Source organism: Heliomicrobium gestii (assembly GCF_009877435.1).
GTDB lineage: Bacteria > Bacillota > Desulfitobacteriia > Heliobacteriales > Heliobacteriaceae > Heliomicrobium > Heliomicrobium gestii.
Window position 1 is genome coordinate 1 of sequence record NZ_WXEX01000049.1, and the last position, 416, is coordinate 416.

Sequence of the window (416 nt, forward strand, 5' to 3'; positions counted from 1 at the left end):
CACTTTAAGTTAACATGCGGTCGTGGCGGAATTGGCAGACGCGCTAGATTCAGGTTCTAGTAGTCGCAAGGCTGTGGAGGTTCAAGTCCTCTCGACCGCACCAACTCTTACAATTATGATGTTGACCATCTGGTTGCAGTGGTTTACCTGATTTAAAGCGCAAACAAATTAATGCTTAAAAATACCAGTTGCAACTTCGAGACAAACGTGGTAATATGTAATTCCGCTCGACAAACGAGCGAAAAAAACTGGTCCTTGAAAATCGAACAGTTGCGAATCAAAAGCGTGCGAAACCAATCAATTCCGTTGCTATTCGCTGATACGGAAGCGGTGTAATACCTTTTCGGTATCAAAGCTAGCAGCAGAAGAACGGCTTGTCGCAGAGGAATATCGTTGGAAACGGCGATGTGCCGAAA

The 416-nt window shown here is 45.0% G+C and carries 1 protein-coding gene and 1 tRNA gene; one reads left to right on the forward strand and one right to left on the reverse strand.

Features of this window, described 5'->3' with window-relative positions:
* The first annotated feature begins 16 nt into the window (after window positions 1–16).
* Window positions 17–103 (forward strand) — tRNA-Leu (locus GTO89_RS17000).
* Between the two features lie 49 nt (window positions 104–152).
* Here the strand turns inward: GTO89_RS17000 and GTO89_RS17215 are convergent.
* The coding region (locus tag GTO89_RS17215; protein WP_207708942.1) for a hypothetical protein at window positions 153–416 on the reverse strand (264 nt) is incomplete at its 5' end.